The 25956-nt window shown below is 71.4% G+C and carries 27 protein-coding genes and 1 riboswitch; of the genes, 7 read left to right on the plus strand and 20 right to left on the minus strand.

What is annotated here, in order from left to right:
* The first annotated feature begins 115 nt into the window (after positions 1 to 115).
* Both E4P43_RS08915 and E4P43_RS08920 read left to right on the plus strand, forming a co-directional pair.
* Positions 116 to 523, plus strand: a complete 408-nt coding sequence (locus tag E4P43_RS08915) for a four-helix bundle copper-binding protein (RefSeq protein WP_113835343.1) — start codon at positions 116 to 118, stop codon at positions 521 to 523.
* A 144-nt stretch (positions 524 to 667) separates the two neighbouring features.
* Entirely contained in the window at positions 668 to 1276 is a 609-nt protein-coding gene (locus E4P43_RS08920; RefSeq protein ID WP_199583056.1) for a DUF305 domain-containing protein, read from the plus strand.
* Positions 1277 to 1322: 46 nt separating this feature from the next.
* On the opposite strand, the gene E4P43_RS08925 is transcribed toward E4P43_RS08920, so the two are convergent.
* The 7 genes from E4P43_RS08925 to E4P43_RS08955 form a co-directional block, all read right to left on the minus strand.
* Positions 1323 to 1946 carry a DUF305 domain-containing protein gene (locus E4P43_RS08925; RefSeq protein WP_113835344.1) on the minus strand — a complete coding sequence of 208 codons (624 nt, stop codon included), beginning with the start codon at positions 1944 to 1946 and terminating at the stop codon, positions 1323 to 1325.
* 88 nt (positions 1947 to 2034) lie between these two features.
* Positions 2035 to 2499 (minus strand): DUF6153 family protein, encoded by a 465-nt coding sequence (locus tag E4P43_RS08930; protein ID WP_135145106.1) that lies wholly within the window; start codon positions 2497 to 2499, stop codon positions 2035 to 2037.
* A 47-nt stretch (positions 2500 to 2546) separates the two neighbouring features.
* Positions 2547 to 5201, minus strand: coding sequence for a heavy metal translocating P-type ATPase (locus E4P43_RS08935; RefSeq protein ID WP_209313802.1), 2655 nt, complete (start codon positions 5199 to 5201; stop codon positions 2547 to 2549).
* Between the two features lie 49 nt (positions 5202 to 5250).
* On the minus strand, positions 5251 to 6120 hold the full coding sequence (locus E4P43_RS08940) for a F510_1955 family glycosylhydrolase (RefSeq protein WP_135145107.1): 870 nt from the start codon (positions 6118 to 6120) through the stop codon (positions 5251 to 5253).
* Positions 6121 to 6220: 100 nt separating this feature from the next.
* A complete protein-coding gene (locus E4P43_RS08945; protein WP_113835348.1) occupies positions 6221 to 6844 on the minus strand; it encodes an isoprenylcysteine carboxylmethyltransferase family protein in 624 nt (207 codons plus the stop codon).
* Positions 6841 to 7617 (minus strand): cation transporter, encoded by a 777-nt coding sequence (locus E4P43_RS08950; protein ID WP_113835349.1) that lies wholly within the window; start codon positions 7615 to 7617, stop codon positions 6841 to 6843. The genes E4P43_RS08945 and E4P43_RS08950 overlap by 4 nt, the downstream gene beginning before the upstream one ends.
* Entirely contained in the window at positions 7614 to 7916 is a 303-nt protein-coding gene (locus tag E4P43_RS08955) for a metalloregulator ArsR/SmtB family transcription factor (RefSeq protein ID WP_245159027.1), read from the minus strand. The genes E4P43_RS08950 and E4P43_RS08955 overlap by 4 nt, the downstream gene beginning before the upstream one ends.
* 242 nt (positions 7917 to 8158) lie before the next feature.
* On the opposite strand from E4P43_RS08955, the gene E4P43_RS08960 reads away from it, so the two are divergent.
* The gene (locus E4P43_RS08960) at positions 8159 to 9268 is read left to right on the plus strand and encodes a hypothetical protein (protein WP_135145108.1); all 1110 of its coding nucleotides are present in this window, start codon (positions 8159 to 8161) and stop codon (positions 9266 to 9268) included.
* Between the two features lies 1 nt (position 9269).
* Positions 9270 to 10283, plus strand: a complete 1014-nt coding sequence (locus E4P43_RS08965) for a hypothetical protein (protein WP_135145109.1) — start codon at positions 9270 to 9272, stop codon at positions 10281 to 10283.
* Between the two features lie 59 nt (positions 10284 to 10342).
* On the opposite strand, the gene E4P43_RS08970 is transcribed toward E4P43_RS08965, so the two are convergent.
* From E4P43_RS08970 to thiM, 10 genes are all read right to left on the minus strand, one after another.
* Positions 10343 to 10804 (minus strand): hypothetical protein, encoded by a 462-nt coding sequence (locus tag E4P43_RS08970; protein WP_135145110.1) that lies wholly within the window; start codon positions 10802 to 10804, stop codon positions 10343 to 10345.
* Positions 10805 to 10863: 59 nt separating this feature from the next.
* Entirely contained in the window at positions 10864 to 11178 is a 315-nt protein-coding gene (locus tag E4P43_RS08975) for a hypothetical protein (protein WP_135145111.1), read from the minus strand.
* Complete coding sequence (locus E4P43_RS08980; protein WP_135145112.1) at positions 11178 to 13037, minus strand: hypothetical protein; 1860 nt, start codon at positions 13035 to 13037, stop codon at positions 11178 to 11180. The genes E4P43_RS08975 and E4P43_RS08980 overlap by 1 nt, the downstream gene beginning before the upstream one ends.
* The gene (locus tag E4P43_RS08985) at positions 13034 to 14779 is read right to left on the minus strand and encodes a hypothetical protein (protein ID WP_135145113.1); all 1746 of its coding nucleotides are present in this window, start codon (positions 14777 to 14779) and stop codon (positions 13034 to 13036) included. The genes E4P43_RS08980 and E4P43_RS08985 overlap by 4 nt, the downstream gene beginning before the upstream one ends.
* A 53-nt stretch (positions 14780 to 14832) precedes the next feature.
* Complete coding sequence (locus E4P43_RS08990) at positions 14833 to 16479, minus strand: tyrosine-type recombinase/integrase (protein WP_245159035.1); 1647 nt, start codon at positions 16477 to 16479, stop codon at positions 14833 to 14835.
* A gap of 53 nt (positions 16480 to 16532) precedes the next feature.
* Positions 16533 to 16856: a hypothetical protein gene (locus tag E4P43_RS08995; RefSeq protein ID WP_245159028.1), complete on the minus strand. Its 324-nt coding sequence runs from the start codon at positions 16854 to 16856 to the stop codon at positions 16533 to 16535.
* Positions 16853 to 17557 carry a TenA family protein gene (locus E4P43_RS09000; protein ID WP_209313803.1) on the minus strand — a complete coding sequence of 235 codons (705 nt, stop codon included), beginning with the start codon at positions 17555 to 17557 and terminating at the stop codon, positions 16853 to 16855. The genes E4P43_RS08995 and E4P43_RS09000 overlap by 4 nt, the downstream gene beginning before the upstream one ends.
* Positions 17554 to 18366, minus strand: coding sequence for a bifunctional hydroxymethylpyrimidine kinase/phosphomethylpyrimidine kinase (thiD, locus tag E4P43_RS09005; protein ID WP_135145116.1), 813 nt, complete (start codon positions 18364 to 18366; stop codon positions 17554 to 17556). Before thiD ends, E4P43_RS09000 begins: the two co-directional genes overlap by 4 nt.
* A complete protein-coding gene (thiE, locus tag E4P43_RS09010; protein ID WP_135145117.1) occupies positions 18363 to 19034 on the minus strand; it encodes a thiamine phosphate synthase in 672 nt (223 codons plus the stop codon). The genes thiD and thiE overlap by 4 nt, the downstream gene beginning before the upstream one ends.
* On the minus strand, positions 19031 to 19828 hold the full coding sequence (gene thiM, locus E4P43_RS09015) for a hydroxyethylthiazole kinase (protein WP_135145118.1): 798 nt from the start codon (positions 19826 to 19828) through the stop codon (positions 19031 to 19033). Before thiM ends, thiE begins: the two co-directional genes overlap by 4 nt.
* Positions 19821 to 19916: riboswitch (TPP riboswitch) on the minus strand. (Overlaps the previous gene by 8 nt.)
* A 73-nt stretch (positions 19917 to 19989) precedes the next feature.
* Here thiM and E4P43_RS09020 point away from each other — a divergent pair.
* Positions 19990 to 20526 carry a DinB family protein gene (locus tag E4P43_RS09020; protein WP_135145119.1) on the plus strand — a complete coding sequence of 179 codons (537 nt, stop codon included), beginning with the start codon at positions 19990 to 19992 and terminating at the stop codon, positions 20524 to 20526.
* A 1-nt stretch (position 20527) separates the two neighbouring features.
* On the opposite strand, the gene glpK is transcribed toward E4P43_RS09020, so the two are convergent.
* From glpK to E4P43_RS09035, 3 genes are all read right to left on the minus strand, one after another.
* Positions 20528 to 22048, minus strand: a complete 1521-nt coding sequence (glpK, locus tag E4P43_RS09025) for a glycerol kinase GlpK (protein ID WP_135145120.1) — start codon at positions 22046 to 22048, stop codon at positions 20528 to 20530.
* Positions 22049 to 22080: 32 nt separating this feature from the next.
* Complete coding sequence (locus E4P43_RS09030; RefSeq protein ID WP_245159029.1) at positions 22081 to 22821, minus strand: MIP/aquaporin family protein; 741 nt, start codon at positions 22819 to 22821, stop codon at positions 22081 to 22083.
* A gap of 124 nt (positions 22822 to 22945) precedes the next feature.
* Positions 22946 to 24682, minus strand: a complete 1737-nt coding sequence (locus E4P43_RS09035; protein WP_135145121.1) for a helicase — start codon at positions 24680 to 24682, stop codon at positions 22946 to 22948.
* 71 nt (positions 24683 to 24753) lie between these two features.
* Between E4P43_RS09035 and E4P43_RS09040 the strand changes: the two genes are divergently transcribed.
* The gene (locus tag E4P43_RS09040) at positions 24754 to 25605 is read left to right on the plus strand and encodes an alpha/beta fold hydrolase (protein WP_209313804.1); all 852 of its coding nucleotides are present in this window, start codon (positions 24754 to 24756) and stop codon (positions 25603 to 25605) included.
* Positions 25602 to 25937, plus strand: coding sequence for a YnfA family protein (locus E4P43_RS09045; RefSeq protein ID WP_135145123.1), 336 nt, complete (start codon positions 25602 to 25604; stop codon positions 25935 to 25937). Before E4P43_RS09040 ends, E4P43_RS09045 begins: the two co-directional genes overlap by 4 nt.
* Positions 25938 to 25956 lie beyond the last annotated feature (19 nt).

Here is a 25956-nt window from a genome sequence, read left to right on the forward strand (position 1 = left end):
ATACCCGTGCAACCGCACGGGTATCGCCGTGAGTCATCGGGTAGGCGAGCCTTGCTGGGCATTGAGCCGACGGCATCTGGGCCGACGGCCACCAGCCGAAGGAAGGGGCAAGCCGATGACTGTCGCCGCGCAGATGCTGGACACCTACCCGAAGGACCTCGGCGGAGTGGACAAGGACAAGTTGCGGGCCTGCATCGAGGCGTGCTTCGAGTGCGCCCAGGCGTGTACTGCTTGCGCCGACGCCTGTCTGAGCGAGGACATGGTCGCCGAACTGACCAAGTGCATCCGCACCAACCTCGACTGCGCCGACGTCTGCGACAGCACGGGGCGAGTGCTGTCCCGGCACACCGGCTACGACGCCAACCTGACCCGCGCGGTCCTGGAAGCCTGCGCTGCGGCCTGCAAGGCGTGCGGTGACGAGTGCGAGCAGCATGCGTCGATGCACGAGCACTGCCGGGTCTGCGCCGAGGCGTGCCGCCGGTGCGAGCAGGCGTGCCGCGACCTCATCACCTCGCTCGGCTGACAAGCGCCCCCATCAGCAGACCTCCGGGCGCCCGGAACACCAGTCCGGGCGCCCGGACGCCGTCACGGAAATCGCGGCCAGTCAGCAGTGGCAGCAGTCGCGAGGAACGCCCCACACACCGACGAAAGAACGGGGTTCTTTATCATGGCGACGAAGCGCAGCGACGAGACAAACCAGCACGCTCACGGCGACGACCAGCACGACGGCGCCAAGATGGAAAAGAAGATGTACCTGCGCTTCGGCGCGATGATCCTCACGGCCATGGTCGTCATGTACTGGACCATGTTCGCGGGCACGTGGCAGTGGAGCCACGTCCGCTTCAGCGAGAGCCGGGTCTTCATGGCGCTCACCATGGGCGGAACCATGGGGCTGGTCATGCTCGGCTGGATGCTGAACATGTACAAGAACACCAAGGCGAACATCGCCATCGTCGCGGCCAGCCTCGTCCTGCTCGGCACAGGCGTGTTCCTCGACCGCAGCCAGATCCTCGTGAACGACGAGAACTGGATGAGTTCGATGATCCCCCACCACTCGCTGGCCATCACCCGGTCCGAGCGCGCCCAGATTTCCGACGTCCGCGTGTGCGAGTTGGCCCGTTCGATCAGCGAGGCGCAGCGACGGGAGATCCTGGAGATGGAGTGGCTCATTGACGACATCAACCGCAACGGCGATGCCTCGACGCCGGAGGAGGCAGAGGCGCGGGCGGTCCCCGAGTTTCAGGTGTCGCCCGAACGGGACTGCCCGACCGGCTGACCGCCATCGGCGGCGGAGAACACAGTCCGCCGCCGATGGCTGTGGCTCAGCCGCCCAGTTCGGTCAGCAACTGCCGCATCTCGGCGATCTCGCCGTTCTGCGTATCGCGGATGTCGTTCGCCATCTCCAGCGCTTCGGTGTTCTGGCCCTCTCCGGCCTCGGTGGTGGCCATCTCGACGGCGCCGGTGTGGTGCTCGATCATCTGCTCCAGGAAGAGCCGGTCGAACTCCGCGCCTGAGGCGGCCATCAGGGCGTTCATGTCCTCCTCGGACATCATTCCGCCGCCGTGGTCCATGCCGCCGTGGTCCATGCCGCCCATGCCGTCGTCTTCGGCGCCCCACTCCTTCAGCCAGCCGGTGAGGGTGTCGATCTCGGGCTGCTGGGCGGCCTCGATGCGGCTGGCCAGGTCGAGCACGCGCGGGTCCTGCGCCCGCTCGGACGCCATCTGCGCCATCTCGATGGCCTGCTGGTGGTGCGGGATCATGCCCTGGGCGAAGGTGACGTCGGCGTCGTTGAACGCAGCGTCCTCGCTGGCGGACGTGCTGGTCGATTCGGCGCTGCCGCTGTCCATCGAGTCCATGTGCGAGGCGACGGAGTCATCGGAGCAGGCGGTGAGCGCGAGCGCGCCCGCGAGGAGGGCACCGGCGAGCAGAGTGGTCTTGCGGGTCATGTCTATCTCCTGAGGACGGGTCTGAGGGAACGTGCGAAGGCGTCGCCGCAGCCGCGAGGGCTGGGGGCGAGGAGACGCGACGTTCGGCCTAGATCCGCATCAGGCAGAGGGAGTACAGGTCCGGCGGCCGGGGTGGGTGCAGCCCGGCCCAAGAGCCGCCGGTGGTGCGGCGGGTGACTAGCAGTCGGAACTCGGCGAGGCGCCCGGTGAGGACCAGGAGCATCGCGGCGAGCCCGGCGGCAAGGACTGCCAGGCACACCGCCCACAGGTGCCCGGCCGCGTGCGGCGTGCTGTCGTGGCCTGCCGCGAGGGACATGCCGATGGCCGACCCGGCGACGACGGCGGCAGGGGCTGCGGCGGTCATGGCGGCGGTCGACTCCAGAACCGGGCCGAGCCCGGCCCCGTGCAGCACGGGGTCGGGCTTGGCCGGGGTGGTGTGGACGGTGCCATGCGCAGCGGTGGTGGTCCCGGAGTCGGCAGCGGCGCACTGGAGACCGTGCATGGCGAAGACGGCGGCCAGGAGCAGCAGGACCCACCCGCGTCGTCCGCGCATGCTGCTCACCTCCCGTCCTCGCGTCGTTGATCTCAGGTTAGGTCGGGTCAGCGCGACACCGGCTGCGGGGCTCGGGGTGCCGCCGGTTCGGGAGCGGGTGCCTCCGGGGCCTCGGGCAGCCGCAGCCGCTTGAGCAGCAGCGCGTTGACCGCGACCAGGAACGACGAGCCGGACATCGACAGCGCAGCAATCTCGGGCCGCAGGATTAGCCCGAACGCGGGCTCGAAGACCCCGGCGGCGATGGGTAGCGCGATCGCGTTGTAGCCGATCGCCCACCCGAGGTTCTGCCGCATCTTCCGCAGGGTGCCGCGCCCGATCTGCAAGGCGATCGGCACGTCGAGCGGGTCGGACCGCATGAGCACGACGTCGGCGGTCTCGATCGCGACGTCGGTTCCCGCGCCGATGGCGATGCCGAGGTCGGCCTGTGCCAGCGCCGGGGCGTCGTTGACGCCGTCGCCGACCATGGCCACCCGCTTGCCGGACTGCTGCAACTCGGTGATCTTGGCGGCCTTGTCGCCGGGCAGGACCTCGGCGATGACGGTGTCGATGCCCAACTGGTCGGCGATTCGCCGGGCGGTGGCGGTGTTGTCGCCGCTGAGCATGACGACCTCCACCCCGGCCTCGTGCAGCGCGGCCACGGCCGCGACCGAGGTCTCCCGTGCAGCGTCGGCCAGCGCAATCACCCCGACGGCGCGGCCATCCACCGCGACCAGCACCGCCGTCCGGCCGCTACCCGCCAACTCGTCCCGCCGGGCGCCCAGGGACCCGAGGTCGACGCCCTCATCGGCCATCAACTTCGCGTTGCCGACCAGCACCCGACGACCGTTCACTTCAGCGCTCGCTCCGTGGCCGGGCACGTTGCGGAACCGCTCGGCGGCCAGGACAGGGACGCCACGCGCCTGCGCCTCGCGGACGACGGCCTGGGCAAGCGGGTGCTCGGACTCCCGCTCGACGGCGGCGGCGAGGACGAGGAACTCGTCCTCGTTCATGCCCTCGACGACCACGTCGGTGACCTCCGGCTCGCCCTTGGTCAGGGTGCCGGTCTTGTCCATCACCACGGTGTCGATCCGGGCGGCGGCCTCCAGCGCGGTGGCGTTCTTGAACAGCACGCCTCGCTGGGCGCCGAGGCCGGTGCCGACCATGATCGCCGTCGGGGTGGCCAGGCCGAGCGCGTCGGGGCAGGTGATAACCACGACGGTGATCGCGAACAGCATGGCCATGGCGAACGAGGCCCCGGCCAGCAGCCACACCGCCAGGGTCAGGCCGCCGCCGATCAGCGCTACCAGCACCAGCCAGAAGGCGGCGCGGTCTGCCAGCCGCTGGCCAGGCGCCTTGGAGTTCTGCGCCTGCTGGACCAGGGCGACGATCTGTGCGAGTGCGGTGTCCGCGCCCACCTTCGTGGCGCGCACCCGCAGGGTGCCGGTGGTGTTGACCGAGGCGCCGATGACTTCCGAGCCGGTGGCCTTGTGTACCGGCAGGCTCTCGCCGGTGACCATGGACTCGTCGACCTCGGACCCGCCGTCCTCCACGACGCCGTCCACCGGAATCTTCGAGCCGGGCCGGATGAGCAGCAGGTCGCCGGTGACGACGTCGGCGGTGGGCACCTCGACCGGCTGGCCGTCGCGGATAACGACCGCCCGAGGTGGCGCCAACTCCAGCAGCGCCCGGATGGCGTCGTTCGCGCCGCCACGGGCGCGCATCTCGAACCAGTGGCCGAGCAGCACGAAGGCGGTCAGCACGGTGGCGGCCTCGTAGAAGACCTCACCGCCCCCGGTGAGCGTGATGATCAGGCTGTACAGCCAGCCCGCGCCGACCGCGACCGCGACCAGCACCATCATGTCCAGGGTGCGGGCGCGCAACGCGCGGTAGGCGCCGTCGAAGAAGATCCAGGCCGAGTAGAAGATCACCGGCAGCGACAGGATCAGCGAGAAGACGTCGTCGCGCAGCCCAAATGGGGCCGCCGCCTCGAAGCCGAGGACCTCTCGGCCGATCGGTGACCACAGCAGGATCGGGATCGACAGCAGCGCCGCGACCAGGAAGCGGTTGCGCATGTCGCGGGCCATGTCGTCCATCGACATCCCGGCGTGGTGACCGCCATGCCCCATCGCGTCCTGCGGCGTCATCCCCGCGTGCTCGCCATGCCCGGCGTGCTCGCCCTTGGGCTCTGCGGAGGCCGCCGTCATGGCCGCGTGGTCGTGCGGTGCCACCGCGCTCACGGCGGGACGGTGACTGTCGTGTGCCATCGCCTGGTCACGCGGCTCAGCGGCCGGGTCGCACACGTGCTGCGGAACCGACTGTCCGGCGCAGTGGTAACCGCAGTCGCGCACCCAGCCCGCCAACTCCGCCACCGATGTGCGCGACGGGTCGTAAGTGACCGTCGCCGTCTGGGACACCGGATTCGCCTCGACGCTCAGCACGCCGGGGCGCCTGCCCAGCACGCTCTCCGCCACGGCCTTCTCCGAGGCCCAGTGCACGCCGGAGACCTCCAGCACGGTGGTCTGATGCTGCGTTGGCATGACCCGCTCCCTCTCGTCGGTGGGCTGTGCCGCCTCCAAGGCTAGTACCCCCAGGGGGTATTCCACCAGGCCGAAAGTTCTTCGGTCGAGGTCATCATCGGACCGGCACGCCAGCGGCAGGCGCTCTCTCAGCACGGCAGCGGGACGCGGTCCCGCAGAGCCCAAAGCGAGGAGCGAAGAGATCAAGCCGTGCTGCCCCGGCAGCCGACGGGCCAGAGATGCGCCAGCGCGGGGGTCAGCCCGCGTAGCGGGTGTTGAACGAGGTGCCGCCGTCGGTGCTCACGAGGATGGTCGCCGGAGACACCGCGACGTAGATGCTCTCGACACCGTCTCGGTTGTCGACGAGCAGTGCTTCGGGCTCCGCCTGGACCGACCCCTGCTCGGCCCAGGTCGTTCCGCCGTCGGTCGACTCGTGAACGGCGCCGTCCGGCGTGACTCCGTAGAGCGACGAGGTGGCGGGCCAGGCCAGCACGGTGACGCCGGGAGCAGCCGGGACGGCCGTCCAGGTCCGACCGCCGTCGCCGCTGCGCAGCAGGCCCTGCTCGGTGGTCGCCAGAAGCACCTCGGGGTCCTCGGGGTGTACGGCCAGGTCGCGCAGGTTCAGGGTGCTGCGGGTGTCCCAGGTCCGCCCCTCATCGGCGGAGACGAGCAGGCGGCCGGTCGTGGCGTCCCAGCCGTAGATGCGCCCGTGTGCCACGCGGAGGGCGTGGAAGTCGACCTCACCGCCGAGGGAGACGATGTCCCACGTCTCTCCGGCGTCACTGCTGCGGATCAGGCCCAGGTGTGTCGGCAGGTCCTGCTCCTGGAGGTCCGGATGACCCGAGCCGACGAAGGTGTTCGGCCCGGCCACGGTGAACCCCATGGTGTCCTGGTAGCGGTCCGCGACCCGTTCCGCGTCGCCGTCTTCGGGCACTCGGAAGAGGCCGAAGTGGGTGGCCGCATAGAGCAAGCCGTCAGCGGGATCTACGCCGAGCCCGTGCACATGCTCCATCCCGACGTCCACTGCGGACCGAGGCGCGGGGGTGTCCGAACGTTCGGTCGTACAGGCGGTCAGCGACAGCGTCAGTCCGCCTGCAAGGGCGAGAGCGGCGCACCGGCGGAGCAAGGAGGTCTCCCGTCAAGTCAGGGGGTGCGTCGGGCGTGACGCCGCCCGAGCCTACGAGGCTGCCCTGAGGTCAATCCGTGGCGTCGCAGGGGGCATCCGATCAGACGATGCGGGCCTGGGCCGAGTTCGAGGAGTCGCGGCCGACGCCGGGCACGAACCGGCCGGTCCGCGCGGCATACGCGACATACGCGCCACCGTGCACCCGGTGCAGATAGGGCTCCTCGACGGCGCGGACCTGCAACTCCACAGCGGCGATCAGCGCGGCGAGCGCGGCAGCGCTGACCCAGGTCGGCACCAGCAGCAGCATGCCGAACTGGGCGAGCGCCATCGCGGTGAAGATTGGGTTGCGGACGTAGCCGAAGACCCCGGTAGTGACCAGGTCGGTCCGCTCGGCCTCATCGACGCCGATCCGCCAGGACGCACCCATCCCGGTCTGTCCGGCCAGCGTGGCGGCGAACCCGGCTAGCGCCAGGACTAGCCCGACGGCGGCGACGACGGGGTGCGGGTCGGCGGGCACGGTGCCGGTCACGGCCAGCAGCGGACCGGCCAAGCCGAGCACGATCGCGGCGATGAACAGCACGCCGCCCCACCAGCCCGCCTCGGCCGGGGTGCCGGAGATGCCCCGGAAGCCAGTGCTGCCGGTGCGGCGGTGCTGGACCCACGACCGGACACCGAACAGCACCACGAGCGCGACGACGTACAGGACGAGTGCGACGGTGCTCATCGGGTCCGCTCTCTTGTGGTGATCTGGAGGAGGTTCTGCGGATCGGCGACGGCGGCGGGTGTGCAACAGCCGTCGGTGCAGCCGTCCGCGCAAGCGCAGCCGCCGGTGGAGCCCTCGCTGCTGGAGTCCGCGCCGGGGCGGCCGGGGGCGCAGCAGCCCTCGCCCTGCCATGCCTCGATGCCCTCGCGCACGGCGACGGCGGCGATGATCAGCCCGGCGATCGGGTCGGCCCAGCCCCAGCCCAGCGTCGCGTTGAGCACCAGCCCGACGAGCAGTACGGCCGACAGGTACGTGCACAGCAGCGTCTGGGCGGAGTCGGCGACGACCGCGTGCGAGCCGAGCGCGCGGCCGGTGCGGCGCTGCGCCCAGGACAGGAACGGCATGATGATCAGCGAGGCGATTGCGAGGCCGATGCCGACCGGCGACGCTTCGGGCTCGCCGCCGAAGAACAGCGCACGAACCGACTCGAAGGTCACGTACGCGGCCAGCGCGAAGAACGAGAACGCCATCAGCCGCAGCGCCTGCCGCTCGCGGGACTCGGGCAGCCGGTGACGGAACTGCCACAGGATGATCAGCCCGCTGGAGACCTCGACGACCGAGTCCAGGCCGAAGCCGATGAGCGCGACCGATCCGGCGGCGATGCCCGCCGCGACCGCGATGATCGCCTCGAAGACGTTGTAGGTGACCGATGCCCCGGCCAGCAGTTGCGCACGGCGCCCGAGCCGGGTGCGCTCGGCGGCGGTCAGCGTCGGGTGCTCGTGGGTGACGGTCACCGGGCCGCTTCCTCTCCGTAGGTCGGGCACAACGCGACGGCATCGCCGGTCGCGGCCAGCAGGCGTTCGGCCGCAGACAGCACGTCAAGCAGGGTCGCGGTGTGGTTCAGCGACCACATCGACGCACGGCCCTGCGGGCGGGAGGTCACCAGGCCGCAGTCCCGCAGGCACGCGAGGTGCGCCGAGACGGTGGACTGGGCCAGCCCTAGGTGGGTGGTCAGGTCGACGACCTTGTGCTCGCCCAGGGTGAGGTGACGCAGGATCGCGAGCCGCGCCGGGTCGCCGAGGCTGCGGAACATGCATGCCGCAGCGGATAGGGCTGTGGTCTCGTTGACCGCAGTCTCAGTGCTAGCGCTTAGATCCGCTTTCATCGACACGCGGCGATGATAGCGACCGTGCTGGATGGAGATGCAAGATGTCAGTCTGAACAGGTAGGCATCGGTGACCCGATCGGGTGGCCCTACGCCTGTAGATGTGGACGCCTAGTGCCGACGTCCATGATGTGACTTCGCAGGTCAAGCGGACGGGAGGGAGGGTCTCGATGGTCGACCGCAAGCGCGAGGCGGAGATGACCCGCTTCGACTCCTTGCTCTGGCAGTTCGCTGACCTGGGGCAAGACCTCGGCTCCCTCACCGACTCGGTCAGCCGCGCGTCCGGTTCACCGACCGAGGCGATCGCCGTCGAGACGGTGATCGCTGGCGAGGAGAACCCAATCGCAGTGATCTCGGAGGTTGTCGAGGGCGACCTGCTGACGGTCGGATTGGTGTCGCTGCTTCGGGTCGTCGATGAGCGCGGTCCGTTCGTGCTCGGCGCGTGGCCGACCGCGCACGAAGGCGTGTTCCACCTCGTGGGTAGCGTCCCCACGACCGATCCTCGCTGGCAGAGGGTCGAGCGGTGGGTCGCCAACGTCGCTCCCGAGGTCGTCCCGGTCTTCCTCGACCACGATGACTTCACCGACATCGGCACAGCCCTCTCGGAGTTCGGTGAGGTAGAGGTCAGCCGACTGACCGCCCGCAAGCGCTCCGACCAGTCCTCGCTGAACCGTGGCTGGGCTGCCCGCTCGGGCTCCCTGCGCCCGTCGCACCATGAGGCCATCGGCAATGCCGAGGCCGAGGGTGCATCGGTGCGCACCCTGACGCTGCACATCGCCGACCGGATCAGCCTGCACCTGCGTCGGCGCGCTGGTGCCACCTTCTATACCGGCGACTTCGTCCTGTTCGACCGCATCGTCCTCGGCCGTCTGGCCACTGCGGCGAACCGGCGTCGCGCCCTCATGGCCGGACGCCAGCGCCAGATCGACGCCCCACCTCCGGAGCCGATCACCATCCGACTGCCAGGACCAATCCTGGTCGACGCGGAGGCCACGGGAGAGGTCCTCGCTGAACTTGAGCGGCAGCGCGGCATCGCGATCGCGGTCCTGCACCGCAACCCTTACCTGCACGTCGTAGTTACCGACTACTCGGACGGCTCCAACTTCGACGTCTTCGTGACCACCCCGGACGCCATCGAGGTACACCCCGGCTTCCGATCCAGTCTCGGCGCGCTCACCCGCCTCGCGCAGAGCCTCGGCGACCGCTTCGAAGCCCTAGAGATCACCGAAGCGGCACCGCCGGAGCCCGTGTCGCTCGACGACCTGGTCGCGCCGTTCTGACGTGACTACGTCCTCACCGCCCGGTGCCGCCGAACAGGCGCTGCTGACCGAGTACGAGACGTACGACCAGCACGTCGACGTGGTCTCAGCGTTGGAGTGGCTGTTCACCGACCCCGCCGTGAAGGGCATGCCCGCCACGGTCAGCCACTTCGAGCGGTTCCCCCGCATTCCGGTCGCAGGCAAGCGAGACCCCCTGACGCCGGACTTCACGGTGCTCTTCAGCGACGGCAGTGCCGTCATCGGCGAGATTGCCAAGTTGGCGCTGCACGAGAACAGCCTGGACAAGGTCTGCGCCCAGATCGGCGGCTACGCCGTCCTCGACCGCGTTCCAGATGGACGTGGTGGGCTGGCTGCGGTGTCCCACCTCGACGTGATGCTGCTCGTGGAGGCCCAGGTCGGTCTCCCCGCGATCCGCCGCGTGATCAAGGAGCGCTACCTCGACCCCGAGCATCCCTACAAGCCGCCCCGGCCTCCCTGTATCGCCCAGTTCTTCCGCACCGAGTCGGTGTACACGCTCCAGCGACTGCCCGACCCGGACAACGGCGTCCTCTACAGCGGCCAGCGAGAGCCGCACATCGGTGCCCGCCTCGACGAGGGGCTCAACATCAAGGCCAGCCACTTCGTCGCCACCAAGGCGCACCGTGCCTTCATCAACGATCCGATCAAGCCGCTCTACCTGGCCACCCACCTGTGGACTCGCACCTGGCCCACCCAGTTCGGCGGCGGGCGGGAGGACATCACCGTCGAAGAGAAGGCCACCACCACACTCCTTCAGAAGCAGTACGGCGTCGGCGGGATCACCGTGGTCCGCCGAGCCCTCGAACTACTGGAACGAGCCGGACTTGCCGCCAACCAGGGGGACGGCACGTGGATCGTCTCCCGCAAACTGCTCGGCCGATCTGGCGAACGAGACGTGCACAAGATCATCGCGCGACGGGCGACGACCAAGCCGACTCGCCTAGTCCCACGCCGACCGGCGCCCAAGTCGGCCGCCTCGCAGGACACGCTGTTCTGACGAACGCGGCCCCGCACACGCTCTGGCCATGGGCCTCGCGGATGCGGCGCGCGGGCTAGTCAGTCCACGATCACCGGACGCCCCGCTACACGAAGCGGAGCGCTGACTCCGGCCAGACGTCGCGGCCCGGACTCCAACTCATCGATCCGGTCCTGCGCGGCAGCCAGCCGTTCCTCCAGCACCTCGGCCCGCTGCGCCGCCGTAGCCCAGTTCCGTTCTGCCTTGTCGAATGCGGCCACCGCTACGGCGAGGTTCTCCACGTACTGGTCGTTCAACGCCTCCAGGCGGGCGACGTCCTCGGTTCGTTGGCGCAGCCGCTGCTCCAGGGCGCCGATCCGTTCACGCAGCCGGAGGACGTAGGCGGGCTCCTCCTGCTCCCCGGATTCTGCGACGCGCCGGTAGAACAAGTCCTTGAGGTCGGTGTGCTTCTGCGTGAGGCAGTGCCGCTTGACACCCGCCTCCTCGGCGAGGTCCTTGACCGTCAGTTTCCGAGTGGTCTGCCCGTTGAGCAGTCGGTCCATGGCTAACAAGATGGCTTGCCGCTCCTGCTCGTCGGACGTCCTCGCCGAACCAGAGGTGGTCATCCGGAGGTCCCACTCCCTCGCTCACTCGGGGCGGCGCCCGCGGCAACCCGATCAGATCGTGACGGCGTGAGGTCACGCTTTTCGGCCGCCGTGGCGAATCGGGCACTCACCCGGAACCGTGCGAGCAGCCGCTCCACCTGCACTACCGACAGGCCCACCTCCCGCATCAGGTCACGGCGCAGCCGGACCTGACGGTTGAACGCCTGGCGGCAGGCGTCGCCGCAGAACCGGCGTGCGCGACCCGGACGACGCTCAGCGTGCAGCAACTCGGCGCCACAGTGTTCACACCAGCCGGGCAGGTCCGCCGCCATCAGGCCACCTCGTGGTCAGCGATCGTGCGGTCGATGTCGGCCATCCGGTCAGTCAGGCGGATCGCGATCGGCTGAGCGGCATGCTCGACCTCCGCCGCCAACCCGGCGCGTTCAGCCTTCAGCCCCTGGATGTGCCGATCCGTACGGGCGTGGTTCGCGCAGTTGGAGCGGCAGTCGTCGAGGCTTGGGGTTGCTCGCTCCGCAGACGACGCGGCAGGCGCGACATGGCATGCGGCGGTGCGCCGCTGGAACACGCACAGGGACAGGGCGCGGGGGTTGTCGTAGACCTGCATGCCGGGCGTCTTGGCGAGGCGGCGCAGTTCCTTGTCGGTCATCTTGCTGCCCGCGTACTGGCTGTCGTATCGGCTGATCGCCGCCTCCAGGCGTTCGCGGGCCGGTCCGCTGATCCGACCGCCGTTGCGCCGCTCGTCGGCCACTTCTTCGAGGCGTTCGACGACGGCTTGCATCTCCTCCACGTCGATCAGCCCCTGGAGGCCCGCCTCCGCGCGGCCTGCATAGCCCTGCCCGGTCACGACCCGGACGTGCCCGTACTGAACTCCGAGTGCCACCTCGCCTAGCGGCTGACGGGCGATGTGCCACGCCAGAGTGCGCCGGAAGCGAGGCAGGGTGACGGCCCCCTGCGGGTCGGCGGGAATGGGCGCCCAGCCCCTCGCGGCGGCGAGGCCGTCGTTGACGTGGGTGATGAAAGCGGCGATCCGCCGGTGGGCCTGTTTGGCGATCATCCCCGCGCCGGGGCGACCATCGCGCCTACGGCGCCCCCGAGGTAACAGCAGGTTGCTGTCGGCGTCTCGCGTGACGTGCCCATGCTCGTCGGTAGCGAGTGCGAGCACGTGTGCCGCTCGGATGGCGTCGGCGCCCGCCTTGATGGTCAGCCACGGCTGCTCGCGCAGTTGACCGGCGCTGATGTGGCGACCGTCCGCATCGCGAACTCCCTTGAAGTGCTTGCCGCGAACCTCGTAGCGCAGGGCGCCGTTGGGCCTCGTGAGGACCGTCAGGCAGTCGCGGTCTAGGGAGAGAACTTCCTGGGGGCGCATGCCGGTCAGATAGGCGACCACGATCAGGCAGGCGCCCTGGAGCCGGTAGATCACGCCCTCCGGCAGGACCAGGTCATCTGTGTCGCCGTACTCGTCCAGGAAGTCGCTGATGCAGGCGATGGCAGCGGTCAGCAACGGGCTGATGGTCTCAGGGGCGATGGGGGGTGTCTTGTTCTCTCCACCCTGCGGGGTGCCGATGAACGGGATCAGGCCCTCGGTCAGCCACCGGGGTGGGGGCAGACGATCGGCTGGCGGCAGCGTCCACAGGCAGCCGTACAGGCGGGCGACAGCGAGCAGCGGAGCCGCCCGCGCCTGGTAGGTGTTGCGGGTCTGCCTGATGTGGGTCGCGTAGTCGCGCAGGTCTTCGGTGGTGACGTCCCCGAGGCGCCGAACGAGGGGCCGCTCGGTGTTCAGCCAGCGGGCGAAGACACGCCACGAGTGCACGGCGTTGAAGGCGGTGGCGGCCGACGGCCACTGGGCCAACGCGATCGTCCGCTGGCCCACCATCTCCTCAGCCAAGCCCTGGTTGAGCATGGTCCAGGCGGCGGCACGCAGGACCTCGCGGAACCGCTCGGGCCACTCAGCCCAGGTGATGTTCCGCCGATCCATGGTGTCGCCGTGGTTGAGCATCGCCAGATCCCAGACGCCGTCCCCGTAGCGCGGGGCGGCGGAGGCGGCGTCGGCACGCACCTGATCGATTGGGAACGCGCTCATGGCCGGGTCCCAGGTCCACGCCTCCGTGTCGCCGACGACTGAGTGGCCCCGACCATCAGCGGGGTGGCCGGTTCGGTCGGGAGCGGTCACGTGTCATACCTCCGAGCCAGGGTGTTGTCGATCAACGCGCGGTCCTCGTCGGTGATGCGGCGGGCCGCGTCCTCGCGCTCGGCGGCGGTGAAGTGCCGGTTCAGCAGGTCGGTGAGCCGCAGCCAGTGCGGTGCCCAACGCGCCCAGGCGGGACTGTCCGCGAGGTGTTCGCGAAGCCCCTCCAGGCGCTGGTGCAGGTAGACCAAGCGCGGCAGGTGCCGGGGCACGACGACCGCGTTAGTGCAGATCAAGCAGAGCAGGAACGAGACCCGGCACGTCTGGTGGTTGCTCAGCGGGCTGTGATCGACGTCTTTGCACGCCCCGACTGGCGTGTCTAGGACGCCGCTGTCGATGGCATGCGCAGTACGGGGGTCGAGGTCAGCGTCCTGCTGGCTTGCCTCCGCCGTGGCCCGCAGCACCGTGACCGTCAGGGTGGCGTGGTCCAGGGCACCGTTGAGCCCGTCCTCGGTGACGTCCTTGCTCTCTTCTCGCACCGTGGCGTCGTGGAGTTGGTAGACGTTGAGGTTGGTCGCCTCGCTGTGACCTTGCGGCCGAACCTGGCCGGTGTTCGTCCGTCGCAGCATCCGACGGTGGAACCGGACGGGTTGGCCCGCCTCGTCACGCAGGTTGACGTGGTCGGAGAACAGGCCCACCGCTCTCCAGAGGTTCGTCTTGCCCGACGTTGCTGCTGAGGTCACCCGGTCCAGCGCGCCCCGGCTTCCGTTTGTGCTGGTACGGGCGTAGATGAGGACGGCATTCAGTGGGGTGCCACGTCGGTCCATCGCTCGGCGCCCTGGGGCGGTGATCTCCAAGACTTGGCGCAGGACGCTGGCGCCCGTGCGCAACCCGGTTTCGACCAGCGTGTTCGCGATGTGTCGCCAAGCGCCGAGCCGGGGCTTGTCCAAGCCGATGTTGTAGACGAGTCGGGCCTCATCGCCGCTGTCGGCGCGACGGACGTCGTCGATGGTGAACGTCTTCCACATGTCCGGGTTCCAGCCCTCGTGCAGGCCGATGAGCGACATGATTGCCCCGGCTTCGACGGGGGTGAGGAACAGCCGTTCGACGGCCGTGACCCCTCGGCGACCGACGAGGCGTGCCGCCTCCGGGGCGATGTCCCTCGTGCCGTTGGCCAGGGTGATGCGGGGGACGTCGAGGTGCTCCTCCACGTGGGCGAGGAGAGCGCCCCAACGGCCCCTGTCCGTGTCGGGCTCAAGGCGCCCCGCCCGGTACTCCTCAAGGAGCGCCCACGAGCCCAGGATGCGTTCGTGTGCCGCGTCGAGGACCTCGTGCCCAACCCGCAGCACCCGCCGGGCCTGATCGGTCGTGAGGCTTGGTTGCACTTGTGGTGTGCGTGTCTTCTGTCGCGCGTTGACGGCGAGCGCGGTTCGGGGCTGCAACTGGCCGGTGGCGACCAGCATGCGTCTCAGCGTGCTGAGAGAGGCCGCCCAGCCGGGAGGGCGCCCGATGACGTATTCGTCCCACGTGGCGCGGGTCAACTCGCTCAGGGAGGACAGGTGGTGGCCTTCACTCTCCAGCCAGCGGAGGAAGTTGCCCACCGCATCCCACGAGAACTGGACCGTGGCAGGCCGTCGCCACGGCCCTCCTACGTCCACCTGGGTGGCGAACACCTCCGCCAGAGCCTCGCGGATCGGTGGTGCGCAGGGCAGACGGTTGAAGTCCCAGGACCCCAGCGGCTCGCCGTCCTCTCCCACAGGGGTGAGCACCAGGTCCGGAGAGAGCACCGGCGGCCGGGTGTACCCCATGGGCGCCCGGTCGGTGCGCGTGTCCCGAGGCATCAGGCTTCATCCCCGGCCACGTCTAGGACCCGGTGGGACCGCTGGCTGACCAGAGTTTCGAAGGCATCGATGTCGTCGGCGGGAGACGCATCCGCGTCCGGCTTGGCTGTCTCGCGGACGAGCGTTTCGAGGGCCTTGACGTCACGAACCGGGCTGTTCTCTCCGTCGGGCTGATGGATCATGTCCATCAGCCACTCCATCTGGAGACCCCGTACTGGCTCCAGGTACCAGTTCCTGGTCGTTGTGACGTCGGCGTGGCCCAGCAGGTCGCGGACCAACTCCCACACGTTGCCGAACAGTCGCTGATACCGACGGCGCTCCTCGGCGTCGAGGCCGCTGTCGATCAGGTACGCGCGCTGAGCGGCGATGAGCATGTGTAGGGCGTAGGAGTGGCGCAGCATGTGCGGCATCGCGAAGAGGGCAACGCCTTCCCGCTTCAATCGCTCGTTCGCGGCCCGGAAGATGCCGTCCCACTCGCGGTAGGGGAGCGGTGTGCCGTCGTCCTTCAGCCACAGCCACAGGGGCTCCAGCACCGCGCCGCGCTCCGTGGATACTTCTCGGTAGAGGCGCATGCGATCGGCGGCTGAGAGGTCGTCCAGCCGCTGCCGTACCGGCTCTGCCGTTGGCTCCCGAGGGTCGAGCGTGGTGACCTCGGTCCCCTTCCCGGAGCCATGCACCGCCACCAGCAGCAGGCGGTCCTCAACGCGCTCATAGCGACCCTGCGCCTGGGCTCGCTGTACGGCCTGCTGCCGCTGGAAGCGAATGTAGGCGTGCAGTCCCCGTACGTAGCGCCGTTCGAGGTAGAACCAGCGCCCCTTGCCGCCCTTCCCTAGGGCCTCGGGCACCCATCCGGTGACCATGCTGCGGGTGCCCTCGTCGGCCGGAATCTCCAGGGTCAACAGCGCGCCGCCCTCCTTGCGGCGCATCCCAGTGCCGTACAGCAGGTTGACGAAGGCGACGTTGCGAGCCTGCGTGCGTACACGCTCGACGCCACGAGGCAGTCCGTTCGCCCCGTAGTCCTCGAAGCCGATCTGGCGCCACCGCTCGACCGCGCGGCGGGTTAACCACCGGACGTTCGACTTCCTCGCGTTCGACGGTGCTTGCTCCGCCCGAGGTGTTGACGGCCTGTCGTGGCGCGAGCCTCGACGCGGTCCCCCGCTGCTCATCACTACAGGGCTCGCGGTGATCAACTTGTCGCTGGCTGCCCACCGGTACAGCGATGACACCGCTGCCAGCACCTTGACCCACGACGACCCGGTGATGAGTGTCTTCTTGCGGCCGCGACTGTCCTCGGTCTCCAACCGACGGCGGTCACGCCGCCGGAAGAACTCGAAGTTGCGCACGTCGTCGCTCGTCGCCCTGCACCAGTCGGTCTCCCCTCGGGTGTCGACGAGAAAGTTCAGCCACACCCTGATCTCAGTCGCGTAGGTCCGCTGAGTGTCGACCGCGTAGTTGGCCAAGTGGTCCGTCGTGTAGCGCAGCAGGCGCTGGTCAGGGACACCGCTGGGCGGAACGAACACGGCGTAGGGCTCACGGTCGAGTTGGGCCAGGGCGCGGGCGCGCTCGAACTGCCCCTCGTCCCACAGCGCCTCAACAGGCGCAGGGGTCCGTTGGGGCGACACCCACACCAGCCGCCACTCGACCATGATCGACACCCTGGCAGGGGGGTGCGACAGGTCGGTACAACGACACGCCTAGTTCAGACAGAAATGGACACCGGCTCGACCAGCGGCGAGAGCTCGCGCAGCAGGCCCATGACGACGTCGGAGGTGCGCCGGTAGGCGGCGAACCGGCCGCCGAGGAAGGCCGTGCCCGGCGGGCAGCGGCGCCGGGCCTCCGCCGTCGACATGGCCGAGCGGGCGCCGTAGGCCCGGGCCTCGTAGGACGCCGTGGCGACGACGCCGCGCCCGCCCACGCCGCCGACGACGACCGGCCGTCCGCGCAGCGAGGGCTTGTCCCGCTGCTCGACCGCGGCGAAGAAGGCGTCGAGGTCGAGGTGCAGGATGCTCGCCTCTCGCCTCACCCCTCCATTGTCGACGGGGCCGCGGGGCGGGGCCGGAGAACGCCCCACTGCTCGCGGTCCCAGGCGGCCTGCCAGAACGCGTGCTCGTACCGGACGGCGGTGGTGAACGCCTGCTGCATCGCGGGCTCGTCCTGGGGGGCGGTCGCCGCAGCCGCGTCGGTGAGGGCCCGGGCCCGCCTCGTGGCCTCCTGGAAGCCGGGCTCGGCGTAGGCGTCGACCCAGCGCCGGTACGGGTGGCCGGGCGCCGTCGCGGCCTGCCGGGCCAGCCGTGCGCCTACGTCGGCGTACACCCAGAAGCAGGGCAGCACCGCCGCCGCGCCGACCGCGTAGGGCGCCGTGGCCGCCGTCGCCACCAGGTAGGAGACGTAGCCCAGGCACGTGGGTGACGCGGACGCCGGACCCGCGGACGTCCCGAGCAGGTCCTCGGCGAGCAGGTCGGTGTGCAGCTGCCCCTCCACGACGGCGCACCCGTGCGCGGACGTGGCCCAGAACGCCGCCGCTCCCGCGTCCGGTGCCCGGGCCGCCAGGAGGGCCAGCGCCCGCGCGTAGCCGGCCAGGTAGAGCGCGTCCTGCTCGAGGTAGTGCCGGAAGGCGGCGCGGGCCAGCGTCCCGGCGCCCAGCTCGCTCAGGAACGGCAGCTGGTCGATGGCCGCCCGCAGCTCCGACGTCGCCGCCCACGCGCGGTCGCTGAACGACGTCACGCCGGCCAGATCCCGGCGAAGTGGTGCACCGGGCCGTGCCCCGAACCGATCCCGAGGCTCTCGCCGGCGGAGAGCGCCCGGTGCAGGTAGTCGCGGGCGCTGTCGACGCGGGGGAGCCAGTCGTCCCCGCCGTCACGGGCCGCGAGTGCCGCGATCGCCGACGACAGCGTGCAGCCGGTGCCGTGGGTGGCGGTGGTGGCGACCCGTGGCCGGCGGGTGACCCGGACACCGCTCCGGTCGGCGAGGACGTCGATGCTCTCGGCGCCGTCCAGGTGACCGCCTTTCAGCAGCACGGCCCCGCAGCCCAGGGCCAGCAGCGCCAGCGCCTGCTCGACCATGCCCTCCTCGTCGGTTGCCGGCGCGCGGTCGAGCAGCGCTGCGGCCTCGGGGACGTTGGGCGTGATCAGGTCGGTCACCGGCACGAGCACGGTGCGCACCGCCTCCACGGCGGCTGCGTCGATCAGCCGGTCCCCGCTGGTCGCCACCATCACGGGGTCGCAGACGACCGGACCGGGCCGGCGCTCCGCCAGCACCTCGGCCACCGCGCCCACGACCTCGGCAGAACCCAGCATGCCGAGTTTCGTGGCGTGCACCTCGACGTCGTCCAGCAGCGTGCGCAGCTGCTGTGCGACGAACTCCGCCGGTACGGGGTGGATCCCGGTGACCCCCCGCGTGCTCTGCGCAGTCAGCGCGGTGAGCACGGCCGTGCCGTAGACGCCCAGGGCGCTGAAGGTCTTCAGGTCGGCCTGGATCCCGGCCCCGCCGCTGGGGTCGCTGCCGGCGACGGCGAGCGCCACGGCGGCGGTCACGACCGTGCTCCCGTGCGGCCGCGGGCGATCTCCCTGCGCAGCTCCCGGGCCGCCGCCCCCGGGTCGCCGGCGGTGCAGACGGCGGAGACGACGCAGACGCCGTCCACACCGGTGGCCGCCGCCTCGGCCGCCCGTGCCGGACCGATCCCACCGATCCCCACCGACCGGATCCCGCCCTCCCGGGCCGTGGCCGCCAGCGTGGCCACCTGGTCGAGGCCGAGCGCGGGGGCGGTGTCGGGCTTGGTCGGCGTGGCCCACAGCGGGCTGAGTCCCACCAGGTCGACCGTGCCCGCCGGCAGGGTGAGGAGCGCGTCGAGCTCCGACGCGGAGGAGACGCTGACGCCCAGCAGCCGGTCGGGCCCCAGCAGGGCGCGCGCCTCGGCGGCCGGCAGGTCGTCCTGCCCCACGTGCAGGCCGTCGGCGCCGGACCGCAGCGCCACCTCGGCGTCGTCGTTCACGATCAGCCGCACGTGGTCGTACCCGGTCAGCGCGGCGCCGACGGCCCTCGTCAGCTCGAGGAGGTCGGCCGGCGCAGCCTCCTTGTCCCGCACCTGCACCGCGGTCACCCCACCGGCGACGGCCGCCCGCACGACGTCGGCCACGGGACGTGGCCGGCAGAGCACCGTGTCGGTGACCAGGTAGAGGGTGGGGTCGAGGGGCGGCCTCACGCCTCGGCCCGGACGTCGGCGGCCGCCAGGGCATCCCCGTCCACCGCGGCGAGCGCGTCGAGCCAGTGGACGAGGAAGGTCCCCGGACCGGCGGCGGTGGCGGCGGCGCGCTCGGCGGCGACGGCGACGTGCGCGTGCGCGGCCACCGTTCCCAGCAACGGGTCCCCGGTGGCCGCGACGTAGGCGGCGACCAGCGCCCCCAGGGCGCAGCCGGCGCCGGTGGTCCGCGTCAGCAGCTCCGAGCCGCCGCCGACCCGCACGGTCCGCGTGCCGTCGGTGACGAGGTCGACCGGGCCGCTGACGGCGACCACGCCGCCGGTGCGGCCCACCAGCGCGGCTGCGGCGGCGGTGGCGTCGTCCACCGCCGCCGTGCTGTCCACGCCGCGGCCACCACCGCCCGCGCCGGCCAGCGCGAGGACCTCCGAGGCGTTGCCGCGGACGACCGCCGGCCTCAGATCGGCCAGCTCACCGGCGAGCTCCGTGCGGTAGACCAGCCCGCCGACCGCGACCGGGTCCAGGACCCACGGGGTGCCGGCAGCGCCGGCCGAGCGGGCGGCCAGCAGCATGGCCTCCGCCGTCCGGGCGTGGACGGTGCCCACGTTGACCAGGACCGCGGAGGCGACGGCGGCGAAGTCCCCGGCCTCCTGCGGTGCGTCGACCATCGCCGGGGCCGCGCCGGCGGCCAGCAGGGTGTTGGCGGTGACCGTCTGGACGACGGTGTTGGTGAGGCAGTGCACCAGAGGTGCGGAGGCGCGCAGGCCCGCGAGGGCAGCGCGCAGATCGTCGGCATCCACGCCGTGACATCCCTTCGCCAGTACGAACTGGAGCAGGTTCGACGGGTGTGTTCTCAGTCCCCGGTCGGGGACACCCCGTGCCACTTACGCCCGCGAACCTACCCGGGACGTGGCGGGTGCTGCACTCGCGGTCCGGGCACCGGTCGCGCTAGGTTGCCGCGATGGCCAGCACCGACGAGCAGGGCCGACCCGAGCCGCCGGAGGCCGGGGACGAGGTGGCCACCCTGCTGGGCTTCCTCGACTTCCACCGCGCGACGCTGGCCTGGAAGACCCGCGGGCTGGGCGCCGAGGGGCTGCGGGCCACGGTCGGCGCCTCGACGCTGACCCTGGGCGGGCTGCTCAAGCACCTGGCCGTCGTCGAGGACTCCTGGTTCCGGTACCGGCTGCACGGCCGCGGCGAGCGCCCGCGCCAGGGCGGGCCGTGGGACGCCGACCCCGACCACGACTGGAACTCCGCCGCGGCGGACCCGCCCGAGGACCTGCGGGAGCGGTGGGCGGCGGCGGTGGCCTGCTCACGCGAGCTGGTCGCCGAGGCCCTCGCCGAGGGCGGCCTGGACCGCCTCGCCGCCGTCCCGGACCGGGACGGCCGGGTGCCGAGCCTCCGCTGGATCGTCGTCCACATGATCGAGGAGTACGCGCGGCACAACGGCCACGCCGACCTCATCCGCGAGGCGGTCGACGGCGAGGTCGGCGAGTAGCTCAGCTGACGTCGTCGTCCACCCAGTCCAGGCTCTTGGTGACCGCCTTCTGCCAGTTGCGGTAGTACCGCTCCCGCTCCTCGGGCGCCATCTGCGGCTCCCAGCGCTTGTCCTCGGACCACTTGGCCGTCAGCTCGTCCAGGTCGCTCCAGAAGCCCACGGCCAGGCCGGCGGCGTAGGCGGCGCCCAGCGCCGTGGTCTCGGCGATCTTCGGCCGGATGACCGGGACGTCGAGCAGGTCGGCCTGGAACTGCATGAGCAGCTCGTTGCCGACCATCCCGCCGTCCACCCGCAGCTCGGTGAGGTCGACCCCGGAGTCGGCGTTCATCGCGTCGAGGACCTCGCGGGTCTGGAAGGCGGTCGCCTCGAGCACCGCGCGGGCGAGGTGGCCGCGGTTGACGAAGCGGGTGAGCCCGACGACGGCGCCGCGGGCGTCGGCGCGCCAGTGCGGGGCGAACAGCCCGGAGAAGGCCGGCACGAAGTAGGCGCCGCCGTTGTCGTCCACCTCGCGGGCCAGGTCCTCGATCTCGGGGGCGCTGGAGATCATCTTCAGGTTGTCCCGCACCCACTGGACCAGCGAGCCGGTGACGGCGATCGAGCCCTCCAGCGCGTAGACGGGCTTGGCGTCGCCCAGCTGGTAGCAGAGGGTGGTGAGCAGGCCGTTCTGCGACGGCACGGCCTCCTCGCCGGTGTTGAGCAGCATGAAGTTGCCGGTGCCGTAGGTGTTCTTGGCCATCCCGCGCTCGAAGCAGACCTGGCCGAAGGTGGCCGCCTGCTGGTCGCCGAGGGAGCCGGAGATGGGCACGCCGGCGAGGAAGCCGGACCTGCGACCCCGCCCGTACTCCTCGGAGTTCGACCGGATCTCCGGCAGCATCGCGACGGGGATGCCCATCTCCTCGGCGATGGCCTCGTCCCAGGCGAGCGTCCGGTAGTCCATGAGCATCGTGCGGGAGGCGTTCGAGACGTCGGTGAGGTGCTGGCCGCCGTCGGGACCGCCGGTCATGTTCCACATGAGCCAGGAGTCGATGGTCCCCATGAGCAGCTCGCCGTTCTCGGCGCGCTGCCGGGCCCCGTCGACGTGGTCGAGGATCCAGCGGACCTTGGGGCCGGCGAAGTACGTGGCCAGCGGCAGGCCGACCTTGTCCTTGTAGCGGTCCGCGCCGCCGCCGAGGGCGCCGAGCTCCTCGATGATCTTCCCGGTGCGGGTGTCCTGCCAGACGATCGCGTTGTAGACCGGTTCTCCGGTCCTCCGGTCCCACACGACCGTGGTCTCGCGCTGGTTGGTGATGCCGATGGCGACGATGTCGTGCGCGCCGGCGTCGCTGCGGGCGATGGCCTGCCCGACCACCTCGCGGGTGTTGCGCCAGATCTCCATGGCGTCGTGCTCGACCCAGCCGGCCCGCGGGAAGATCTGCTGGTGCTCCTTCTGGCCGACGGAGACGACGTTCCCGTCGTGGTCGAAGAGCATGCAGCGGGTGCTGGTCGTGCCCTGGTCGATGGCGGCGACGTACTGGTCTGCCATGGGGTCTTCTCCTCCGGAGCGGACGGACGGCGTCAGATCGAGACGTGCGAGAACAGGCCGGCGAGGACCGCGCCCACGAGCGGGCCGACGACGGGCACCCAGGCGTAGCCCCAGTTGCTGCTGCCCTTTCCCCTGATGGGTAGCACGGCATGCGCCACGCGCGGGCCCAGGTCACGCGCGGGGTTGATGGCGTAGCCGGTCGGGCCGCCGAGCGAGACGCCGATGCCGACGACCAGCAGGGCGACCGCCAGGGGGCCGACCTCGGTGGGTGTGTCACCGAAGCGGAGCACGACGTAGACCAGGACGAACGTGCCGATCACCTCGGTGAGCACGTTGTCCGGGATGCTGCGGATCGCGGGCGCGGTCGAGAAGGTGCCGAGGGCGGCGCCCGGCTCGTTCTCCGGGTCGTCGTAGTGCCGGCGGTAGGCCGCCCACGCGCAGACGGCGCCGGCGAAGGCGCCCAGGAGCTGGGCGACGACGTAGACGGCCGTGCTCGCCCAGGTGACGGGCACGCCGGGGGCGTACTCGTCGACGCCGCTGGCCCAGAGGCCGACGGTGATCGCCGGGTTGATGTGCGCCCCGGAGCTGGCGCCCACGTACACGCCGGCGAAGACGGCCAGCCCCCAGCCGAACGCGATCGTGAGGATGCCGCCGGCGTTGCCGTAGGTCTTCACCAGGCTCACGTTGGCGACCACGCCCACGCCGAGCAGCATCAGGACGAACGTGCCGGCGAGCTCGCTGCCGAAGACGGTCCACAGGCCGAGGGGCTCCACGCCGGTGCCTCCTCCGCGTCGTGGTGCGGCGTCCGGGACGGCTCCGCGGGGGGGATCCGGGCCTGGCTGGTCCTGTGACCGTAGCCACACCCCAGGGCCGCGGCAACGGGGTGCCGCCCCGCGCTCAGCCCTCCGTGAGCGCCGCGGCCGGCAGCCAGTCGGCGTCCAGCAGCTCGGCGATCTCCTGGAGGGACGCGGTGTCCGCGCCCGCCGTGGAGCCGCTCACCGCCAGCCGCTCCACCATCACCTTCGCCACCTGCTCCTCGACGGTGTCCGCGGCGAACGCCACCCGCCACGGCGAGGTCCTCCCGTCGCGGTGCGTGCGCCCGGTGACCTGCCGCGCCTGGATGCCGGAGAACCGCGGCTGGTGAAAGAGCCCCACCCTGGGCGTCTCCGAGGCGTGCGAGCCGCCGGGCAGCAGCTCGCCGGCGTGCAGGCTGATCGACGCCGTCACCGTGAACACGCAGACCGCCGCCTCGCCCCGCTGGAACCGGAGCCGCTCGGCCTCGACGTCGAACCGGTCGCGACCGAAGATCGCCGCCACCGGGATGCCGGCGTCGAGCAGCGCCTCGCGGATGGGGTCGGCTGCCGTCTCCACGAACTCGACCGAGACGGCGACCTGCCGCTCCGCCTCGACCTGGGCCTTCACCCAGTCGACGGTCGCCTGCACGCGGATCAGCCCGGCCTTCTGCCGGAACCGCAGCAGCGCCGCCCGGCCGCGGGCGGTCTGTCGGCCGCGGCGGGCCAGCTGCATCTCGGCGCGGAACTCCGACCACTCCGCCTCGTAGCGGGCGCGCTCGGCCGGTGTAAGCAGGACCGGCGTGCCGGTCACCGACACCGGGCCCCACGGGGCGGGCCGGTGCAGCGTGGCGGGCGGGTCGGCGTCGGCCAGCCAGGACTGCAGCCGCGCCAGGTCGGCCCGCCGGGCGTCGGGGTCCTCGGTCCACTGCCAGCCGTAGCGGCCACGTTCCACGTGGAACCCGTGCCGGTCCAGCGCCTTGGGCAGGTCCGCCCACTCCTTGATCGGCTCCCCGTGCCGGGCGGCGAGCTCCGGCGCCAGGTAGGGCAGCTCCAGCGGGGTGTGCGCGGGTGTCGCGGTCGCGGCCAGCACGTACGGGGTGTCCTTCACCCGGGCGGCGCCGGAGACCGCCTTCCAGTGCTTCCAGCGCTGCGTCGTCGTGTGCCGGACCATGTGCGCCTCGTCGGCGACGACGACGTCGAACCGCAGCGTGGCGACCTTGCCCAGCCGGTCCCAGGTGGTGACGCACCAGCGCAGCCCGCCGTCGCCGAACCCGGCGATCGAGCGGGCCCAGTGCGGGATGGTGATCGCGGCCGGCCGGTCGGCGACCACCAGCACGGTGCGGACCGGCCGCTGGGCGGCGATCTCGTGCACGGCCAGGATCGCCGTCCCGGTCTTGCCCACGCCGGGGTCGTCGCCCAGCAGGAAGACCCGGCCGCCCGCTGCGGCGTGCGCGGCCACGACCGCGGCGCCGGCCTCCTGCGGCTCGCGCGGCACCAGGGCCGGCGTGACCGGCAGCGGGCGCGGCGTCTCGTTCAGCTCGTCCTCGAGGAACCGCTCCAGGCTGTACGCGGGCGGGTCGTAGGGCGCCAGCTCCGGCGGCAGCTCGCGGCCCACCCAGACATGGGCCTGCAGCTCGGGATGCCAGACGGCGCCGGGCGCCGGGGCGCGGAACGGCACGGCCAGCACCCACACCCGCTCCCCCGGCCCGGCGGTGGGCGGCTCCGGTGCGGCCTTCCTCGTGGCCGCCTTCCGCGGTGCGGCCTTCCGGGTGCGGCTGCTCGTGGCGGTGGTCCTGGTACTGCGGCTGCTGGTGCTCGTGCTCCGCCGTCGTCCTGGCATGCGTCGGTGCTCCCCCTCGTCCCCGGCACGGTATGCCGCGGCACCGACGGCCCGTCTGGTGGAATCGCCGGGTGACCGAGGAGACCGCCGCCGACGAGCGCCTGGCGGCGCGCACCCTGGGGGAGGCCGGCTCGCGGGTCGTCTTCGTGCACGGCCTGTTCGGCCAGGGCAAGAACTGGACCACGATCGCGAAGGGGCTCTCCGACGGGCACCGGGTGACGCTGGTCGACCTGCCCAACCACGGCCACTCCCCCTGGACCGAGCGGGTCGACTACCTCGACATGGCCGGGCTCGTCGCCGCCGAGCTCGAGTCCTTCGGCGAGCCGGTCACCCTGGTCGGCCACTCGATGGGCGGCAAGGTGGCGATGCAGCTGGCTCTGCGCCGGCCGGAGCTGCTGCGCGCGCTGGTCGTCGTCGACATCGCCCCGGTCGAGTACCCCCTGCAGGGCGGGCGGACCGAGGACCCCGACGAGGAGGCCTCGCCGTTCGAGGAGTTCATCGCCGCCATGCGCGCGGTGGACCTGGAGTCGCTGAGGACCCGCGAGGACGCCGACGCCGCGCTGAAGGCCGCCGTCCCCAGCCGCATGGTGCGCAGCTTCCTGCTGCAGAGCCTGGTGCGCGAGGGGCTGGGGGCCGACGGGCGCTGGCGCTGGCGGCTGAACCTGGAGCTCCTGGCGCGTGACCTGGGCGAGCTGCGGCGCTTCCCCGACCCGCCGGCGGGCGCCACCTACGACGGGCCGGTGCTGTGGGTCGCCGGGGCGAACTCGCACTACGTGCTGCCCGAGGACCGCGCCCGCATGGACGAGCTGTTCCCGACCACCCGCCTGGTGCGGATCAAGAACGCCGGGCACTGGGTGCACTCCGAGCAGCCGGAGGTCTTCCTGGAGACGCTGCGCAGGTTCCTCGCGGCGGTCGAGGAGTGACCGTCGCCCGGTCGCTGGCGCTCTTCGCGCTCGCGGCGCTGGCCGAGATCGGCGGGGCCTGGCTGGTCTGGCAGGGGGTGCGCGAGCACCGCGGCTGGGCGTGGATCGGCGCGGGCGTGATCGCGCTCGGGCTGTACGGGTTCGTCGCCACGCTCCAGCCGGACGCGAACTTCGGCCGGATCCTCGCCGCCTACGGAGGCGTCTTCGTCGCCGGCTCGCTGGCCTGGGGCATGGTCGTGGACGGCTTCCGGCCCGACCGGTGGGACGTCGTGGGCGCGCTGGTCTGCCTGGTCGGCGTCGCGGTCATCATGTACGCCCCGCGGGGCGCGTGAGCTGCAGGATCCCGCTCCA

Origin of the sequence: Blastococcus sp. TF02A-35, from assembly GCF_004571075.1 — a bacterium.
Lineage (GTDB): Bacteria > Actinomycetota > Actinomycetes > Mycobacteriales > Geodermatophilaceae > Blastococcus.

Excerpts from the sequence above, each read along its gene's own strand:
- E4P43_RS08915 (WP_113835343.1), top strand. The coding sequence starts at position 116 with ATGACTGTCGCCGCGCAGATGCTGGACACCTACCCGAAGGACCTCGGC.
- E4P43_RS08920 (WP_199583056.1), top strand. The coding sequence starts at position 668 with ATGGCGACGAAGCGCAGCGACGAGACAAACCAGCACGCTCACGGCGAC.
- E4P43_RS08925 (WP_113835344.1), bottom strand. The coding sequence starts at position 1,946 with ATGACCCGCAAGACCACTCTGCTCGCCGGTGCCCTCCTCGCGGGCGCG.
- E4P43_RS08930 (WP_135145106.1), bottom strand. The coding sequence starts at position 2,499 with ATGCGCGGACGACGCGGGTGGGTCCTGCTGCTCCTGGCCGCCGTCTTC.
- E4P43_RS08945 (WP_113835348.1), bottom strand. The coding sequence starts at position 6,844 with ATGAGCACCGTCGCACTCGTCCTGTACGTCGTCGCGCTCGTGGTGCTG.
- E4P43_RS08955 (WP_245159027.1), bottom strand. The coding sequence starts at position 7,916 with ATGTTCCGCAGCCTCGGCGACCCGGCGCGGCTCGCGATCCTGCGTCAC.
- E4P43_RS08960 (WP_135145108.1), top strand. The coding sequence starts at position 8,159 with ATGGTCGACCGCAAGCGCGAGGCGGAGATGACCCGCTTCGACTCCTTG.
- E4P43_RS08970 (WP_135145110.1), bottom strand. The coding sequence starts at position 10,804 with ATGGACCGACTGCTCAACGGGCAGACCACTCGGAAACTGACGGTCAAG.
- E4P43_RS08975 (WP_135145111.1), bottom strand. The coding sequence starts at position 11,178 with ATGGCGGCGGACCTGCCCGGCTGGTGTGAACACTGTGGCGCCGAGTTG.
- E4P43_RS08990 (WP_245159035.1), bottom strand. The coding sequence starts at position 16,479 with ATGGTCGAGTGGCGGCTGGTGTGGGTGTCGCCCCAACGGACCCCTGCG.
- E4P43_RS09020 (WP_135145119.1), top strand. The coding sequence starts at position 19,990 with ATGGCCAGCACCGACGAGCAGGGCCGACCCGAGCCGCCGGAGGCCGGG.
- glpK (WP_135145120.1), bottom strand. The coding sequence starts at position 22,048 with ATGGCAGACCAGTACGTCGCCGCCATCGACCAGGGCACGACCAGCACC.
- E4P43_RS09035 (WP_135145121.1), bottom strand. The coding sequence starts at position 24,682 with ATGCCAGGACGACGGCGGAGCACGAGCACCAGCAGCCGCAGTACCAGG.